Source organism: Burkholderia sp. BCC0398 (genome assembly GCF_902833245.1).
In the GTDB taxonomy this organism is placed as follows: domain Bacteria; phylum Pseudomonadota; class Gammaproteobacteria; order Burkholderiales; family Burkholderiaceae; genus Burkholderia; species Burkholderia sola.
The window spans coordinates 75,144-91,015 of record NZ_CADFEM010000006.1; the positions used below are offsets into that span (position 1 = coordinate 75,144).

General features: G+C 66.0%; 13 protein-coding genes and 1 pseudogene. 10 read left to right on the forward strand and 4 right to left on the reverse strand.

Annotation, left to right across the window (positions count from 1 at the left end; translation table 11 throughout):
- The first annotated feature begins 72 nt into the window (after positions 1-72).
- The 8 genes from HWX76_RS14745 (at position 73) to HWX76_RS14780 (ending at position 7,960) form a co-directional block, all read left to right on the forward strand.
- Entirely contained in the window at positions 73-1,749 is a 1,677-nt protein-coding gene (locus tag HWX76_RS14745) for a glycosyltransferase family 39 protein (RefSeq protein ID WP_124630766.1), read from the forward strand.
- A 13-nt stretch (positions 1,750-1,762) separates the two neighbouring features.
- Positions 1,763-2,134 carry an EamA family transporter gene (locus HWX76_RS14750; protein ID WP_050013231.1) on the forward strand — a complete coding sequence of 124 codons (372 nt, stop codon included), beginning with the start codon at positions 1,763-1,765 and terminating at the stop codon, positions 2,132-2,134.
- A 140-nt stretch (positions 2,135-2,274) separates the two neighbouring features.
- On the forward strand, positions 2,275-3,426 hold the full coding sequence (locus HWX76_RS14755; protein WP_176015995.1) for a DegT/DnrJ/EryC1/StrS aminotransferase family protein: 1,152 nt from the start codon (positions 2,275-2,277) through the stop codon (positions 3,424-3,426).
- 6 nt (positions 3,427-3,432) lie between these two features.
- On the forward strand, positions 3,433-4,485 hold the full coding sequence (locus HWX76_RS14760; RefSeq protein ID WP_050013233.1) for a glycosyltransferase: 1,053 nt from the start codon (positions 3,433-3,435) through the stop codon (positions 4,483-4,485).
- A complete protein-coding gene (locus HWX76_RS14765; RefSeq protein WP_124554579.1) occupies positions 4,482-5,429 on the forward strand; it encodes a formyltransferase in 948 nt (315 codons plus the stop codon). Before HWX76_RS14760 ends, HWX76_RS14765 begins: the two co-directional genes overlap by 4 nt.
- Entirely contained in the window at positions 5,426-6,481 is a 1,056-nt protein-coding gene (locus HWX76_RS14770; protein WP_060733329.1) for a bifunctional UDP-4-keto-pentose/UDP-xylose synthase, read from the forward strand. Before HWX76_RS14765 ends, HWX76_RS14770 begins: the two co-directional genes overlap by 4 nt.
- A 13-nt stretch (positions 6,482-6,494) precedes the next feature.
- A complete protein-coding gene (locus tag HWX76_RS14775; protein ID WP_050013236.1) occupies positions 6,495-7,391 on the forward strand; it encodes a polysaccharide deacetylase family protein in 897 nt (298 codons plus the stop codon).
- A gap of 107 nt (positions 7,392-7,498) precedes the next feature.
- The gene (locus HWX76_RS14780) at positions 7,499-7,960 is read left to right on the forward strand and encodes a peroxiredoxin (protein WP_050013237.1); all 462 of its coding nucleotides are present in this window, start codon (positions 7,499-7,501) and stop codon (positions 7,958-7,960) included.
- A 213-nt stretch (positions 7,961-8,173) separates the two neighbouring features.
- On the opposite strand, the pseudogene HWX76_RS36680 reads toward HWX76_RS14780, so the two are convergent.
- A pseudogene (locus tag HWX76_RS36680) lies at positions 8,174-8,400 on the reverse strand (hypothetical protein); the annotation flags it as partial.
- On the opposite strand from HWX76_RS36680, the gene HWX76_RS14785 reads away from it, so the two are divergent.
- Together HWX76_RS14785 and HWX76_RS14790 are read left to right on the forward strand one after the other, a co-directional pair.
- Positions 8,296-10,098, forward strand: coding sequence for a PhoH family protein (locus HWX76_RS14785; RefSeq protein WP_050013238.1), 1,803 nt, complete (start codon positions 8,296-8,298; stop codon positions 10,096-10,098). The pseudogene HWX76_RS36680 and the gene HWX76_RS14785 sit on opposite strands and share 105 nt — an antisense overlap.
- Positions 10,099-10,337: 239 nt before the next feature.
- On the forward strand, positions 10,338-11,435 hold the full coding sequence (locus HWX76_RS14790; RefSeq protein ID WP_050013239.1) for a C40 family peptidase: 1,098 nt from the start codon (positions 10,338-10,340) through the stop codon (positions 11,433-11,435).
- A gap of 149 nt (positions 11,436-11,584) precedes the next feature.
- Here HWX76_RS14790 and HWX76_RS14795 read toward each other — a convergent pair whose 3' ends face one another.
- The 3 genes from HWX76_RS14795 to dnaB all read right to left on the reverse strand — a co-directional run bounded on the left by HWX76_RS14795 (position 11,585) and on the right by dnaB (position 15,794).
- The gene (locus tag HWX76_RS14795) at positions 11,585-12,595 is read right to left on the reverse strand and encodes an inorganic phosphate transporter (protein WP_050013240.1); all 1,011 of its coding nucleotides are present in this window, start codon (positions 12,593-12,595) and stop codon (positions 11,585-11,587) included.
- Positions 12,596-12,605: 10 nt separating this feature from the next.
- The gene (locus HWX76_RS14800; protein ID WP_006478627.1) at positions 12,606-13,232 is read right to left on the reverse strand and encodes a DUF47 domain-containing protein; all 627 of its coding nucleotides are present in this window, start codon (positions 13,230-13,232) and stop codon (positions 12,606-12,608) included.
- A 138-nt stretch (positions 13,233-13,370) separates the two neighbouring features.
- On the reverse strand, positions 13,371-15,794 hold the full coding sequence (gene dnaB / locus HWX76_RS14805; protein WP_124630768.1) for a replicative DNA helicase: 2,424 nt from the start codon (positions 15,792-15,794) through the stop codon (positions 13,371-13,373).
- Between the last annotated feature and the right edge of the window lie 78 nt (positions 15,795-15,872).

The following is a 15,872-nucleotide window of genomic DNA, read 5'->3' on the forward strand; positions in this document are numbered from 1 at the left end:
GCCCGGCCAGGCCGCCCGCCCCCGGCGCAACCCGCCGGCGGCCCGTCACAATAACCAACAGGCTGAAAACCCATGAACGATACGCCGTCGAGGCTACCGCTCAATCGCATCACGCTCGTCCTCCTGCTCGTCGCGTTCGCGATCGTCTGGTTCGCGCCGCTCGGGCTGCGCCACCTGATCCCGAGCGACGAAGGCCGCTATGCGGAAATGGCGCGCGAGATGTTCGTCACCGGCGACTGGATCACGCCGCGCTACAACGGCTACAAGTACTTCGAGAAGCCGCCGCTGCAAACCTGGCTGAACGCGCTGACGTTCGCATGGTTCGGCATCGGCGAATGGCAGGCGCGCCTGTATACCGCCGTCGCGAGCTTCGCCGGCGTACTGCTCGTCGGCTACACCGGCGCGCGCCTGTTCAATCCGCTGTCGGGCTTCCTCGCGGCCGTCGTGCTGGCCAGCGCGCCTTACTGGAACCTGATGGGTCACTTCAACGCGCTCGACATGGGGCTCGCGTTCTGGATGGCGCTGTCGCTGTGCTCGCTGCTGCTCGCGCAGCGGCCCGGGCTGCGCCCGGCCGCGGTGCGCGGCTGGATGTGGGCGTGCTGGGCCGCGATGGCGTTCGCGGTGCTGTCCAAGGGCCTCGTCGGGCTGATCCTGCCGGGCGCCGTGCTCGTGCTGTATACGGTGATCGCGCGCGACTGGGCGCTGTGGAAGCGCCTGTATCTGGTCAGCGGCCTCGTGATCTTCTTCGCGATCGTCACGCCGTGGTTCGTGCTCGTCCAGCAGCGCAACCCCGAATTCTTCAACTTCTTCTTCGTCGTCCAGCAGTTCCGCCGGTACCTGACCCCGGAACAGAACCGCCCGGGCCCGCTGTACTACTTCGTGCCGGTGCTGCTGGTCGGCTTCCTGCCGTGGCTGTCCGTCGCGTGGCAGAGCATCCGCCATGCGTTGCGCATGCCGCGCCAGCCGAACGGCTTCTCGCCGATGCTCGTGCTACTGATCTGGAGCGCGTTCATCTTCCTGTTCTTCAGCGCGTCGCATTCGAAGCTGATCTCGTACGTGCTGCCGGTCGCGCCGGCGCTCGCGCTGATCATCGGCGCGTACCTGCCGCTAATGACGGCCGAGCGCTTCCGCCGCCACCTGCTCGGCTATCTCGTGTTCTTCGTCGCCGCGGCGTTCGGGATCATCTTCCTCGCGTACCAGGGCGACGCCCGCACGCCGAACGCGCTGTACCGCGCGTTCCAGATGTGGCTGTACGCCGGTCTCGCGGTCTCGGCCGCGCTGACGCTCGCGGCCGCGTGGCTGAACCGCCGCGCGGGCGTAGCCGCCGCGCTCGCCGCGTTCGGCGCCGCATGGCTCGCGTTCGGCACGATCGGCGGCACCGGGCACGACGAGTTCGGCCGCTACAGCTCGGGCGCGCTGCTCGCGCCGGCCGTGCGCGCCGAACTGGCGAAGCTGCCGCCCGACACGCCGTTCTACTCGATCGAAATGCTCGATCACACGTTCCCGTTCTACATGGGCCACACGACGATCATGGTCCAGCGCCAGGACGAGCTCGCGTTCGGGATCTCGGTCGAGCCGAACAAGTGGATCCCGACCGTCGGCGAATGGGTCACGCGCTGGAAGCAGGACACCCATGCGCTCGCGATCATGCCGCCCGGCCAGTACGACGCGCTGGCCAAGGAAGGCGTGCCGATGCGCGTGGTCGCGCGCGACAACCGCCGCGTGATCGTCGAGAAACCGAAATCGTAAGGACGTCCTTCGCATGAATCCCGTTTCGTTCGTCTGCATCATCACCGGCGTGATGCTCAACGCCTGTGCGCAACTTCTGCTGAAAGCCGGCGTCAACGCCGTTGGACACTTCGAATTCAGCCGTGCGAACATCATCCCGGTCGGGTTCAAGATCGCTACCCAGTTGCCGATCATTGGCGGGCTCGGCTGCTACGTGCTGAGCGTCGTCGTGTGGATCGTCGGGCTGTCGCGGGTCGACGTGTCGATCGCGTACCCGATGCTGTCGCTCGGCTACGTCGTCAACGCGTTCGCGGCGTGGTACCTGTTCGGCGAGGTGCTGTCGATCCAGAAGTTCGTCGGCATCGGCATCATCCTGATCGGCGTGCTCGTGCTCGCGCGCAGTTGAGCGCGGCCCGCGGCCCCGGCGTTCGTTAAGCGTCCGCCTACAAAAAATCACGGTGCGAATCGGCCAACCGGTGTTTAATGCCGGTTTCGGACGGATCGCCCGACCCTTTTATTACACGCCATTACAGGCCCAACGCGTTCATGAGCCAGACTACCGCTCCGTTTCTGCCGTTCACCCGCCCCGAGATCGATGAGGAAACCATCCAGGGCGTCGTCGACGTGCTCCGCTCGGGCTGGATCACGACCGGCCCGCAGTGCCAGAAATTCGAAGCCGCGCTGTCCGAGTACTGCGGCGGCCGTCCGGTCCGCGCATTCAATTCGGGCACCTGCACGCTCGAGATCGGCCTGCGCATCGCGGGCGTCGGCCCCGGTGACGAGGTGATCACGACGCCGGCGTCGTGGGTCTCGACCAGCAACGTGATCATCGAAACCGGCGCGACGCCCGTGTTCGCGGACATCGATCCCGTCACGCGCAACATCGACCTCGACAAGCTCGAGCAGGCGATCACGCCGCGCACGAAGGCGATCATCCCCGTGTTCCTGTCCGGCCTGCCGGTCGACCTGGACCGCCTGTACGCGATCGCCCGCGCGCACAAACTGCGCGTGATCGAGGATGCCGCGCAGGCGTTCGGCTCGACGTGGCACGGCAAGCGCATCGGCGCGATCGGCGACATCGTGTCGTTCAGCTTCCACGCGAACAAGAACCTGACGACGATCGAAGGCGGCGCGCTCGTGCTGAACGACGAGGACGAAGCCGTGCTCGCGCAGAAGTACCGGCTGCAGGGCATCACGCGCACCGGCTTCGACGGGATGGACTGCGACGTGCTCGGCGGCAAGTACAACCTGACCGACGTCGCCGCGCGCGTCGGCCTCGGCCAGCTGCCGCACATCGAGCGCTTCACCGCGCAGCGCCGCGCGCTCGCCCGCGCGTATTTCGCCGCGTTCGACGGCGGCGCGGCCGTGAAGCTGGGCCTCGGCCTGCCGGTCGCCGAATTCGAGAACGGCAACTGGCACATGTTCCTGGTCACGCTGCCGCTCGAGCGGCTGACGATCACGCGCGCCGAATTCATGGCGCGGATGAAGGAACGCGGGATCGGCACCGGCATCCACTACCCGGCGATCCATCTTTTCACGCTGTACCGTGCGCGCGGTTTCAAGGAGGGCATGTTCCCCCACGCCGAACGGTACGGCGCGTCGACCGTCACGCTGCCGCTGTTTACGCAGATGACGGAAGGCGACGTGCGTCGCGTGGCCGACGCCGTCAATCAGATTTGCGAACAATACGGAAAATAAGCGTACATGAGTCACCTTGAAGCACGCGCCGGGCATTCGGGCGCCGGGCACCCGGGCGCCGCGCATCTGGACACCGACCGGCCCGAAGTATCGGTCATCATCCCCGTATACAACGAGGAAGACGGCCTCGCCGCGCTGTTCGCGCGCCTGTATCCGGCGCTCGACGCACTCGACGCGTCGTACGAAGTGATCCTGATCAACGACGGCAGCCGCGACCGCTCGGCCGCGATGCTCGCCGATCAGTTCCACGTCCGGCCCGACACGACGCGCGTCGTGCTGCTCAACGGCAACTACGGCCAGCACATGGCGATCCTCGCGGGCTTCGCGCAGTCGCGCGGCGAGATCGTCATCACGCTCGACGCCGACCTGCAGAACCCGCCCGAGGAAATCGGCAAGCTGATCGCGAAGATGCGCGAGGGCTACGACTACGTCGGCTCGATCCGCAAGCAGCGCCAGGACAGCCTGTGGCGGCGCAAGGCGTCGCAGATGATGAACCGGCTGCGCGAGCGCATCACGCGCATCAAGATGACCGACCAGGGCTGCATGCTGCGCGCGTACAGCCGCCGCATCATCGACACGATCAACGTGTGCGGCGAAGTCAACACGTTCATCCCCGCGCTCGCGTACACGTTCGCGCAGAACCCGACCGAGATCGAAGTCGCGCACGAGGAACGCTTCGCGGGCGAATCGAAGTATTCGCTGTACAGCCTGATCCGGCTGAACTTCGACCTCGTGACGGGCTTCTCGGTCGTGCCGCTGCAGTGGCTGTCGTTCATCGGCGTGATCCTGTCGCTCGGCTCCGCCGCGCTGTTCGTGCTGCTGCTCGTGCGCCGCTTCATCGTCGGCGCGGAAGTGCAAGGCGTGTTCACGCTGTTCGCGATCACGTTCTTCCTGCTCGGCGTGATCATCTTCGCGCTCGGCCTGCTCGGCGAATACGTCGGCCGCATCTACCAGCAGGTGCGCGCGCGTCCCCGCTACCTGATCCAGGCCGTGCTCGAGCAGCACGACGGCATGCCGCCGGTGCCGGCCGCCGCGAACCGCCCGGGAGCCGCGCAATGAAGCCGCGCGCGGTCGTCTTCGCGTATCACAACGTCGGCGTGCGGTGCCTGCAGGTGCTGCTCGCGCGCGGCGTCGACGTCGCGCTGGTCGTCACGCACGAGGACAATCCGAACGAGAACATCTGGTTCGGCAGCGTCGCGTCCGTCGCGGCCGAGCACGGCATTCCGGTGCTCACGCCGGCCGACCCCGCCGATCCGGCGCTGCGCCGCGCGGTGTCCGACGCGCGGCCCGATTTCATCTTCTCGTTCTACTACCGGCACATGCTGCCGGTGGACCTGCTTGCGATCGCACCGCGCGGCGCGTACAACATGCATGGTTCGCTGCTGCCGAAATACCGGGGTCGGGTACCGACCAACTGGGCCGTGCTGAACGGCGAGACCGAGACCGGCGCGACGCTGCACGAGATGGCCGCGAAGCCCGACGCGGGCGCGATCATCGGCCAGACGGCGGTGCCGATCCTGCCGGACGACACGGCCGCGCAGGTGTTCGACAAGGTCACGGTGGCCGCCGAGCAGACGCTGTGGCGCGTGCTGCCCGCGCTGCTCGCGGGCGAGGCGCCGCACCTGCCGAACGATCTCGCGACCGGCAGCTACTACGGCGGGCGCAAGCCCGAGGACGGCCGCGTCGACTGGTCGAAGCCGGCCGCGCAGGTCTACAACCTGGTGCGCGCGGTCGCGCCCCCGTATCCGGGCGCGTTCACGGACGTCGACGGCGCGCGCTTCGTGATCGCGCGTGCGCGCCTTGCAGCGCCCGGCAGCGCGGCAGCGGCCGCCGCGGCGGATTTGCCGCCCGGCCTGCACGTAAGCGATAATGCGCTATTCGGCGTCTGCGGCGACAGCCGCGCCCTATCCATTCTCGAGCTCTGGCAGCAGCGCGACGGCAGCGAAACCGTCGTGACGCCCGCGGAATTCGCGCAGTTCATTCATTCTTCCCGTCATTCATGAAAGCAAAAAAAGTCCTGATCCTGGGTGTGAACGGCTTCATCGGCCATCACCTGTCGAAGCGCATTCTTGAAACCACCGATTGGGAAGTGTTCGGCATGGACATGCAGACCGACCGGCTGGGCGACCTCGTCAACCACGAGCGGATGCATTTCTTCGAAGGCGACATCACGATCAACAAGGAGTGGGTCGAGTATCACGTGAAGAAGTGCGACGTGATCCTGCCGCTCGTCGCGATCGCGACGCCGGCGACCTACGTCCAGCAGCCACTGCGCGTGTTCGAGCTCGACTTCGAGGCGAACCTGCCGATCGTGCGCTCGGCCGTCAAGTACGGCAAGCACCTCGTGTTCCCGTCGACCTCCGAGGTCTACGGCATGTGCTCGGACGAGCAGTTCGACCCGGACGCGTCGGCGCTCACCTACGGCCCGATCAACAAGCCGCGCTGGATCTACGCGTGTTCGAAGCAGCTGATGGACCGCGTGATCTGGGGCTACGGGATGGAGGGCCTGAACTTCACGCTGTTCCGTCCGTTCAACTGGATCGGCCCGGGCCTCGACTCGATCTACACGCCGAAGGAAGGCAGCTCGCGCGTGGTCACGCAGTTCCTCGGCCACATCGTGCGCGGCGAGAACATCAGCCTCGTCGACGGCGGCTCGCAGAAGCGCGCGTTCACCGACATCGGCGACGGCATCAGCGCGCTGATGAAGATCATCGACAACAAGGGCGGCGTCGCGTCGGGCAAGATCTACAACATCGGGAATCCGAAGAACAACTTCTCGGTTCGCGAACTCGCGCACAAGATGCTCGAACTGGCCGCGGAATTCCCCGAGTACGCGGATTCGGCCAAGCAGGTGAAGCTCGTCGAAACGACGTCCGGCGCCTACTACGGCAACGGCTACCAGGACGTGCAGAACCGCGTACCGAAGATCGACAACACGATGCAGGAACTCGGCTGGGCGCCGCAGGCGACGTTCGACGACGCGCTGCGCAACATCTTCGAAGCGTATCGCGGCCACGTCGCCGACGCGCGCGCGCTCGTCGAACAGCAAGGCTGACCGGGACGTTCGCTTGGCTCGCATTGTCCTCAAGATCGACGTCGACACGCTGCGCGGCACGCGCGAAGGCGTGCCGAACCTCGCGCGCATCTTCGACCGCTTCAACGCGCGCGCGACCTTCCTCTTCAGCCTCGGGCCGGATCACACCGGCTGGGCGCTGCGGCGCGTGTTTCGCCCGGGCTTCCTGAAGAAGGTGTCGCGCACGTCGGTGGTCGAACACTACGGCGTGAAGCAGCTGATGTACGGCGTGCTGCTGCCCGGCCCCGACATCGGCCGTCGCGCGATCGCCGACATGCGCGCGATTCACGAGGCCGGCTTCGAATGCGGGATCCACACGTGGGATCACGTGGTCTGGCAGGACAACGTGCGTGCACGCGATCGCGACTGGACCGCCCGTGAAATGCAGAAGAGTCACGCGCGCTTCGTCGAGATCTTCGGCGCGCCGCCCGTCACGCACGGCGCGGCCGGCTGGCAGATGAACGACGCCGCGTTCGAGCAGATCGACGCATGGGGAATGCGCTACGCATCCGACGGTCGCGGCCATTCGCCGTACCTGCCCGTCGTCGGCGGCCGCACGCTGTCGCACGTGCAGATGCCGACCACGCTGCCGACGCTCGACGAAGTGCTCGGCGTCGACGGCATCGACACGCACAACGTCGCCGCGCACATCCTCAAGTTCACCGAAACCAATCCGCACGACCAGGTATTCACGCTGCATGCGGAGCTGGAAGGCCAGAAGCTCGCGCCGGTGTTCGAGCAACTGCTCGCCGGCTGGCGCGCGCAAGGCCATACGTTCGCGACGATGGGCGACTACCACGCGACGCTGGACCGCGACTCGCTACCATCGTACCCTGTCGCGTGGGGCGAAATCCCCGGCCGCTCCGGCGAACTGGTCGTCCAGCCCGACTGAATTCGCGCGAGCCGGCGTCGCCGCCCCGCCCTTGCGGCGCGCTGCCGCGACGCCCCGCCGAACCGCGCCGCCGCAGCGGCGCCATTCCATAACAACAGGAGAAGCACGTGTCCGTCGAAGTTGACCGTCAAGTTCCCGATTTCACCGCACCAGCCACGGGCGGCGACATTTCGCTGTCCGGCCTGAAGGGCAAGAAGCTCGTGCTGTACTTCTATCCGAAGGACAACACGCCGGGCTGCACGACCGAAGGGCTGCAATTCCGCGATCTCTATCCGAAGTTCAAGAAAGCCGGTGCGGAAGTCATCGGCGTGTCGCGCGACAGCCTCCGCTCGCACGACAATTTCAAGGCCAAGCTCGAACTGCCGTTCCCGCTGATCTCCGATGCCGACGAAGCGCTGTGCGCGTTGTTCGATGTCATCAAGATGAAGAAAATGTATGGCAAGGAAGTGCGCGGAATCGAGCGCTCGACGTTCCTGATCGACGCCGACGGCGTGCTCCGACAGGCATGGCGCGGCATCAAGGTACCGGGTCACGTGGACGACGTGCTAAAGGCTGTACAAGCGCTTTGAGGCGCGTTATATTGGGCCGCAATGAATGCCAGTTCGCCCCATATTTCTCGTAGCTGCGCCGGTGCCTGTTGCAATGCTTCACGGCACCTGACGCGCATCACGACGGCATCAGCCGAGCCGCATGTCCCTGTCGACGGGGCAGCGGCTTTTTTTATGGAACGCGCGCCGGCCCGCCCCGGTCCGGCCTTTACCGCATCGAGGAGCTGATCGACACTTAGGCGAACCGGCTAGACGAAATTCCTGTGCGCCACCGCGCGCAAACTGCATGCGTCTACGTCACGCAGGATGCGATCAGCGGCGCACGCCATGCGACACGATTCCTCCCGAGGGACACCATGCCTTTGCCTACTCCCCCCAGCAAGCTCGGCAGCCTGCTGCCGCCCGACGAATACAAGGCGAAAGCGCGGCCCGCGAAAGCCGCGAAGAAATCCGCCGAAGGGGACGCATCCACAGCCGGTGACTATGGTCCGGCCAGCGTGGCCCAACCGATGATTGAAGCCGCGAACACGGCCGCGCCGCTGCGCGCCGTCGCGTCTTCGGCGCCCGAGGCCGCAAGCGCCCCCGCGCGCGGCCGCAAGACGAGGCAGACGGCCGCGCTGCTGCAGCCGCTGCAGACGCCCGCCGAACCGGCGGCACCGGTCGTCGCACGCAACGACAAGCCGGCCGCCGACAAACCGGCCGCCGCGCCCGCGCGCGATGCCGGCGCCGCGACGAAGTCGCGCAGCCGCAAGCCCGCCGAAGCCGAACTGCAGAAGCTGTTCGTGCTCGACACCAACGTGCTGATGCACGACCCGAGCAGCCTCTTCCGCTTCGAGGAACACGACGTCTATCTGCCGATGATGACGCTCGAGGAACTCGACAACCACAAGAAGGGGATGTCCGAAGTCGCGCGCAACGCCCGCCAGGTCAGCCGTACGCTCGACGCGCTCGTCGCCGACGGCGGCCCGATCTCGGCCGGCATTCCGCTGTCGCGCCTCGGCAGCCGCGACGCGCTCGGCCGCCTGTACTTCCAGACGAAGCTCGCCGACATCGCGCCCATCGAAGGCCTGCCCGAAGGCAAGGCCGACAACCAGATCCTCGGCGTCGTGCGCGCGCTGCAGCGCGACCGGCCCGATCGCCAGGTCGTGCTGGTGTCGAAAGACATCAACATGCGGATCAAGGCGCACGCACTCGGCCTGCCCGCGGAAGACTACTTCAACGACCAGGTGCTCGAGGATTCGGATCTCCTGTACAACGGCGTGCGCGAGCTGCCGCAGGATTTCTGGACCAAGCATGCGAAGGGCATGGAGAGCTGGCAGGACACGAAGACGGGCACCACGTACTACCGCGTGACGGGCCCGCTCGTCGCGTCGATGCTCGTCAACGAGTTCGTCTATCTCGAGCCGCAGAACGGCGAGCCGACGTTTCATGCGATCGTCCGCGAGCTGAACGGCAAGACGGCGCTGCTGCAGACGCTGCGCGACTACAGCCACCACAAGAACAACGTGTGGGGCATCACCGCGCGCAATCGCGAGCAGAATTTCGCGCTGAACCTGCTGATGAACCCCGAGATCGATTTCGTCACGCTGCTCGGCCAGGCCGGCACCGGCAAGACGCTCGTCGCGCTCGCGGCCGGCCTCGCGCAGGTGCTCGACGACAAGCGCTACAACGAAATCATCGTGACGCGCGCGACCGTGCCCGTCGGCGAGGACATCGGTTTCCTGCCCGGCACCGAGGAAGAGAAGATGCAGCCGTGGATGGGCGCATTCGACGACAACCTCGAGGTGCTGCAGAAGACCGACGACGCGGCCGGCGAATGGGGCCGTGCGGCGACGCAGGAGCTGATCCGCTCGCGCCTGAAGGTGAAGAGCATGAACTTCATGCGCGGCCGCACGTTCGTCGACAAGTACCTGATCATCGACGAGGCGCAGAACCTGACGCCGAAGCAGATGAAGACGCTCGTCACGCGCGCGGGCCCCGGCACGAAGATCGTGTGCCTCGGCAACATCGCGCAGATCGACACGCCCTACCTGACCGAAGGCAGCTCGGGCCTGACCTACGTCGTCGACCGCTTCAAGGGCTGGGGCCACAGCGGCCACGTGACCCTCGCGCGCGGCGAACGCTCGCGGCTCGCCGACTACGCGTCGGACATTCTGTAACGCGCAGGCCGGCCTCTCGGCCGGGCTTTCGACGCCCACGCGGCGCTCCGTTTTTTGGGGCGCCGTTTTTATTTGGGGTCGAAGAGAAAAGTAACGCTTTGTCACGCAACAACGCAGTTTACGCGCGAAACTTCAAGTAAATTCTCAAGAATGGTTGCTTAAGCCCCGTCGGAGCGTCTACCATCGGGTCTGTCTGTTGTCATACGATTCGCGAGCGCGTCGCGCTCGCCCGCCTTGCCATGCTTCGAATCTGGGTTCCCGTCGCCGTCGTCTCCCTGCTTGCGGCCTGCTCCAGCGTGCCGCCGCAGTCGGCATCGCGTTCCGCGTCGGGCATGAAGATCACGACGCCGCGTGCGTTCCCGGCGCCCGCCAATTTCCCGAAATTCGTCGACCACAGCGTCGGTCAGGAAGAAATCTCGATCCAGGCGATGAGCCTCGTCGGCGTCCCGTATCGCTGGGGCGGCAACACGCCGACGAGCGGCTTCGACTGCAGCGGGCTCGTGCGCTACGTGATCGGCCGCGCGGCCGACGTGAACCTGCCGCGCACGACCGCCGACATGAGCGGTCGCGGCGTGTCGATCGAGCCCGACGAGATCGCGCCGGGCGACCTGATTTTCTTCAACACGACCGGACGGCCGCATTCGCACGTCGGCATCTATGTCGGCAAGCTGCGCTTCGTCAATGCGCCGTCGACGGGCGGCACCGTGCGGCTCGACTATCTGACGAACCCGTACTGGGCCAAGCGATTCGACGGCATTCGCCGCGTCGCGCCGCCGCGCTCGGCCCCGACGCCGTTCGATGCGCCGACCTACGAGGCCAAGCGCGACGAGCCGCGCAATCCGCCGGCTGTCGCGGTCGCGCCGGTGGTCGTGACGGCTGCCGCCGCGTCGCGGCAGCCCGCGACTGCGTCGTCGCAAGCGAGAGCGACGCAGGTGCCGGCTCCCGCTCCGACCGTTCCGAGCACGCCGGTCGTGACGGCTGCCGCAGTTGCACCGGCAGCCCAGGCCGCCGACCCGTACGAGCCGCCGCCACCGCGGATGCAGGTGGCCCGGCAGCAGGCCACGTCGGTAAATGACGATGCGGCCGCGACGACGGCCAACGCCGCACCGGCCGCGCCGGCGGAAGTCGGCACGCAGATTCCGACGACCGCGCTGACGGCCGCCCAGGCCGCCGCGTTCGATGCCGAACCGCCGCCCGCCGCCGCGTCGGCGCCCCCACGCAATATCGAGCCCGCGCCCGTGCAGGTATGGCGTGCGTCGACGCAATCCGCGCCCGTCAGTCCGCGCACGAGTACGGCTGACGATCCGATCGCGCGATTCGCGAACGGCAGTTACTGACCGCTCGTTCTTGCCGAGCGGCGGTGACGTCGAAGGTATTGTCGGCCGCCCCACCCGCGCCGCAGCACGCTTTGGCCACCCCAAAAGAAATGCGCCGCAGCCTTTCGGCTTGCGGCGCATTTTTCATGTCGATCCGGGCGTGTCGGCGATCAGAAGATCTGATGCCCGAGCCACCACCCGCCGGCCGCAAACAGCGCGGCTGCCGGCAGCGTCAGCACCCACGCCCACACGATATTGCCGGCGACGCCCCAGCGCACGGCCGACAACTTCTGCGTGGCGCCGACACCGACGATCGCGCCGGTAATCGTGTGCGTGGTCGACACCGGAATGCCGAGGAACGACGCGACGAACAGCGTGATCGCGCCACCGCTTTCCGCGCAGAAGCCGCCGACCGGCTTGAGTTTCGTGATCTTCTGGCCCATCGTGCGCACGATGCGCCAGCCGCCGAACAGCGTGCCGAGACCCATCGACAGGTAGCACGCGCCGATCACCCACGCCGGCGGCGCATCGGCGGTCGCCGACGCGTAGCCGCTCGCGATCAGCAGCATCCAGATGATACCGATCGTCTTCTGCGCGTCGTTGCCGCCGTGGCCCAGGCTGTACAGGCCGGCCGACAGCAGCTGCAGCCGGCGGAAGCGCCGGTCGACCTTGCTGGGCGCGGTACGGAAATACAACCACGACACGCCGAGCATGAACAGCGAACCGAGGATGAACCCGAGCAGCGGCGAAATGAAGATGAACGCGATCGTCTTCAGCAGACCGTCGACGTTCAGCGCACCCCAGCCGGACTTCGCGAGCGCCGCGCCGACGAGGCCGCCGATCAGCGCGTGCGACGAACTCGACGGAATCCCGTAATACCAGGTAATCACGTTCCAGCCGATCGCACCGACCAGCGCGCCGAACACGACGTAATGGTCGACGATCTCGGGATCGATCGTGCCTTTACCGACGGTCTGCGCGACTTTCAGGTGGAAGATGAAATACGCGATCACGTTGAACGCGGCCGCGAACACCACGGCCTGCTGGGGCTTCAGCACGCCGGTCGACACGACGGTGGCGATCGAGTTCGCCGCGTCGTGAAAGCCGTTCATGAAGTCGAATACGAGCGCGACGAGCACCAGCGTCGCGACCATCCATAGGGCGAGTTGTATCGAATGCATCGTGGTCCGCTCAGGCGTTTTCCAGCACGATGCCTTCGATGATGTTCGCGACGTCCTCGCACTTGTCGGTGATCTCTTCGAGCAGCTCGTAGATCGCCTTCAGCTTGATGAGCGTCTTCACGTCGTCTTCCTCGCGGAACAGCTTCGACATCGCCGCGCGCAGCACGCGGTCGGCCTCCGACTCCCAGCGGTCGATTTCCTCGCATTGCTTGAGGATCTGTGCAGACTGCTTCATGTCGGACAGCAAGCCGACGGCCTGCTGCACGTGTTGCGCCGACTGCGTGACGATGTGCGCGAGCTGGCTCGCCTCGGACGTGACGGACTGCACGTCGTACAGCGACACGGCCGTCGCGACGTCCTCCATCAGGTCGAGGATGTCGTCCATCGTCGTGATCAGCTTGTGGATCTCGTCGCGATCGAGCGGCGTGATGAAGGTCTTGTGCAGCAGATCGATCGCCTCGTGCGTGAGCTTGTCGGCGGCCTTCTCGGCGATTTGCACGTTTTGCTTGTGAATCTCGGCGTCGGCGAGATTGTCGATCAGCAGTTCGAGTTCGCGGCCACCGGAAACGATGTGCTTCGCGTGCGCGTTGAAGAGTTCAAAGAACTTGCCCTCGGTGGGCATGAATCGACCGAACATGGGATTCCTGAGAGATTGTCAAACTACTGTCACGAAAACGGGCGACATTGTACCGGTTTCGGTCCCGACGCGACGTGCGCATATGCGCACGCCGGGATTGGATACAACAATTGGCGAAATAGGTGTTTACAACCGGCTTTACTCGCCGTAGAAGGTCTGCGCCCCGGCAAAATTGTCGAACTTCGTGTATTGCCCCAGGAACGTGAGCCGAACAGGCCCGATCGGGCCGTTACGCTGCTTGCCAATGATGATTTCGGCCGTCCCCTTGTCGGGGCTGTCCGGATTGTAGACCTCATCGCGATAAATGAACAGGATCACGTCCGCGTCCTGTTCGATTGCGCCCGATTCGCGCAAATCCGACATCACCGGACGCTTGTTCGGGCGCTGTTCGAGGCCGCGGTTCAGCTGCGACAGCGCGATCACCGGCACGTCGAGCTCCTTCGCGAGACTCTTCAGCGAACGCGAGATTTCCGAAATTTCGGTCGCGCGGTTCTCGCCCTGCGACGAACCCGACATCAGCTGCAGGTAGTCGACGATGATCAGGCCGAGCTTGCCGCACTGACGTGCGAGGCGCCGCGCGCGCGAGCGCAGCTCCATCGGGTTCAAGCCGCCCGTCTCGTCGATGAAGAGCTGCGCCTCGCTCATCTTCTGCACCGCGTGCGTCAGCTTCGGCCAGTCCTCGTCCGTCAGGCGGCCGGTACGCATCCGGTGCTGGTCGAGCCGGCCGATCGAGCCGAGCATACGCATCACGAGCTGGGTGCCCGGCATTTCCATCGAGAACACCGCGACCGGCAACCCGTACTCGACCGCGACGTATTCGCCGATGTTCATCGAGAAGGCCGTGTTGTGCGTGACGACGTAATCGTCGGTCACGTACAGCCGAGACGGATGCGAAACCGAGATGCACTGCGTGGCGGTCCGGCGCGACGGCTCGATACCCATAATTACCGGCAGCTTGCGGCGCGTCCGCCCGGCCATTAGCCGCTCGCGCTTGCCCTCGAACAGGAACAGGCTCTGCGGATCCGGGTGACTGATCGTGCAAATATAAGCCGTCGCACCGGCCTTGCGTTCACCGTCGACCGTGAAGCTCGTCGCCTTTTCGGCAACCTGGCACCACGCGCCGAGCGAACGCGCCAGTTCGCGCACGTCGCTCGCCAACTGCGCACTGGCGGTCGAATAACGCACCGTACCCCACGATTCGACCCAGCCGTCCGTGTCGAGCAACCCGCGCAACACATCCAGCCGCGCGTCCTTGTCCGCATCGAGGTAGAGACGCGGGATGAACTTGTCGTAACTCGTCCTCCCCCACACACCGAGTTGCTCGAGCGCAGCCTTGAGCGGGTTGGCGGACGGCCGGGCCACGGTGGCCGTCGACGGCCGGCGTTTGATGCGCCAGTCGTACTGGCCCGCGTATTCAAGTTCGAGCGACGCATCGACACGCTCGCGCATCCGGTTCAACGTTTCCTCGGCCTTCACGCTGAAACGCACGGCGGTCCCGCCGAGCGCACCGTCGCCCAGCAGCGCGCCGAGTACCCATGGGTCAACCGGCAGCGCCTCGCGATGACCAAACTCGCCGCTCGGCATGTCGATCCACAACCGGTTCCGGTAGCGTTCGCGCGTCAGCAACGTGCGAATCTCCGCGGTCGACAGCACACGGGGCTTTTCCCACTCGCGGAAATGGACGCACCACAGGTGCTCGTCGCAGCATTCCGCCGAACGCCCATCCGAAAAGCGGACCCGATACACCTGGCGTTCGCCCTGCGGGTAGATGCCGGTCACGATCGATGGAGCCCCGTCGACCGAAGCAAGTGCATCACCGACCGCCAGCTCGCCCATCGGCTTCCAGCCCGTCAACGTCCTGACGCGCGCATCGAGCGGCTGCGCCTTACCCATCGACGGGCGCCCCGCCACGATGATCAGCTCGCCGCCATGCATCCCCGACGTCATCCGGTCGAGGTCGACGAAGCCGGTCGGCGTGCCGGTGACGTCGCTCGGGTTCGCGGTGTGGTACAGCGTGTCGATGCGCTCGACCACCTGCGTGAGCAGCGGGCCGATCTCGAGGAAGCCCTGGTTGCCGCGCGCGCCCTCTTCGGCGATCGAGAACACCTTCGATTCGGCCTCGTCGAGCAGCTGGCGGACTTCCTTGCCCTGCGGATTGAATGCGTCGGCCGAGATCTCGTCGGCGACCGACACGAGCCGGCGCAGCACCGCGCGGTCGCGCACGATTTCCGCATAGCGGCGGATGTTCGCCGCGCTCGGCGTGTTCTGCGCGAGGGCGTTCAGGTATGCGAGCCCGCCGACGTCGTCGGCCTTGCCGGACGTGGTCAGCGCTTCGTACACGGTCACGACGTCGGCCGGGCGCGTCGACGCGATCAGGCGGCCGATGTGCTCGTAGATGATCCGGTGGTCGTAGCGGTAGAAGTCGCCCTGCGACAGGAAGTCGGCAATCCGGTCCCATGCCGCGTTGTCGAGCAACAGGCCGCCGAGCACCGACTGCTCGGCTTCCACCGAATGCGGCGGGACTTTCAGCGATTCGATTTGGGGATCTTGCGGCGCGTTCATGGGTTGGGATTATCGCGAATAGATGGCGGCAGCGCTACCACCGCTTGCCGGCGAGCAGGCAATAAAAAAGGCAGGCCC